This is a genomic window from Marinilabilia rubra (assembly GCF_003121985.1).
GTDB lineage: Bacteria > Bacteroidota > Bacteroidia > Bacteroidales > Marinilabiliaceae > Marinilabilia > Marinilabilia rubra.
Map to the genome: position 1 here is coordinate 1 of NZ_QEWP01000056.1, position 1,136 is coordinate 1,136.

The following is a 1,136-nucleotide window of genomic DNA, read 5'->3' on the forward strand; positions in this document are numbered from 1 at the left end:
TAAGGGACTTACACCCTCTGGATAAAATCACCCCGCACTTTATGGTTCCTTGAAAAAGATTTGTATTTTTAATCTTTTTCAAGAACTTCCAGTGTGGGTGCGCTGCTGCTCATGCAGGGCACACACACGCGGTCATAAAACATTGCGCGGATTGTGGTAAATTTGAACGAAATAACATTTAACGGGCGGCTTAGCGGGCTGATAAGTTTGTGTTTCAAAGTGCGCAACGTTTCATACCGCCACCGTTGTGGTTCAGCTTAAAAAAAAACCCCCTTCCAATTGTTTCCTAATTAAGAAACTTGTATCTTCGTATAAAAAGATGAATGAATAAAAAGTTTAAGATTGAACTACTTGGAGAAGCGATTGATTTCGTTGAATCTCTGGATGATAAAACGAGAGAAAAAATCTTGTATAACGCCAGAAAAGCCCAATTAGTAAACGACCCAGAATTATTCAAGAAACTAAATGACTTGATTTGGGAACTAAGGACTAAATACAATAAAAATCAATACAGACTTCTTGCATTTTGGGATAAAACGGAAAATGAGGAAACGTTAGTTTTGGCAACTCATGGATTTATTAAGAAAACGCAGAAAACCCCGAAAGGAGAAATAAAAAAAGCAGAAGAAATACGGAAAGAATATTTTGAACATAAAAATAAAGGGTTATGAAGAGCGATAGATTAAGAAAAAAAAGTCTTGACGAAATGATTGATAAGCACATCGGCGAGATTGGTACTGAGAAACGAGATAATTTTGAAGAAGAACTTCGTCTTGATATTCTGGGACAAACCATTAGGAGAATTCGAGAAGACAAACATTTGACACAAGCCCAACTCGGAGAAATGATTGGCGTGAAAAAAGCCCAAATTTCCAAAATTGAAAACAATTTAACAGACGCACGATTTGAAACAATTTTAAAGGTATTCAGAGCATTGAATGCAAAAATCAATTTTAACGTAGAATTGATGAATCAGAACATCCAATTTGAACAATAAAAAGCCGAAACCACAATCGAGTAGACTGCCGCTAGGCCATTAGCCTAGCGGAGAGCCTCTCACACCACCGTACGTACGGGTCTCGTATACGGCGGTTCCTTAAACCATGGGAAACAGTTGATTCATTTCCGTATTTTTG

The 1,136-nt window shown here is 37.4% G+C and carries 2 protein-coding genes; both read left to right on the forward strand.

Annotated features, from left to right (window positions below):
• Positions 1–323 precede the first annotated feature (323 nt).
• Entirely contained in the window at positions 324–671 is a 348-nt protein-coding gene (locus tag DDZ16_RS20565; protein WP_109266365.1) for a type II toxin-antitoxin system RelE/ParE family toxin, read from the forward strand.
• Positions 668–997 carry a helix-turn-helix domain-containing protein gene (locus DDZ16_RS20570; RefSeq protein ID WP_109266366.1) on the forward strand — a complete coding sequence of 110 codons (330 nt, stop codon included), beginning with the start codon at positions 668–670 and terminating at the stop codon, positions 995–997. The genes DDZ16_RS20565 and DDZ16_RS20570 overlap by 4 nt, the downstream gene beginning before the upstream one ends.
• The last annotated feature ends 139 nt before the right edge of the window (positions 998–1,136 follow it).

Coding starts and splice junctions, on each gene's coding strand:
- DDZ16_RS20570 (WP_109266366.1), top strand. CDS start 668: ATGAAGAGCGATAGATTAAGAAAAAAAAGTCTTGACGAAATGATTGAT.
- DDZ16_RS20565 (WP_109266365.1), top strand. CDS start 324: ATGAATAAAAAGTTTAAGATTGAACTACTTGGAGAAGCGATTGATTTC.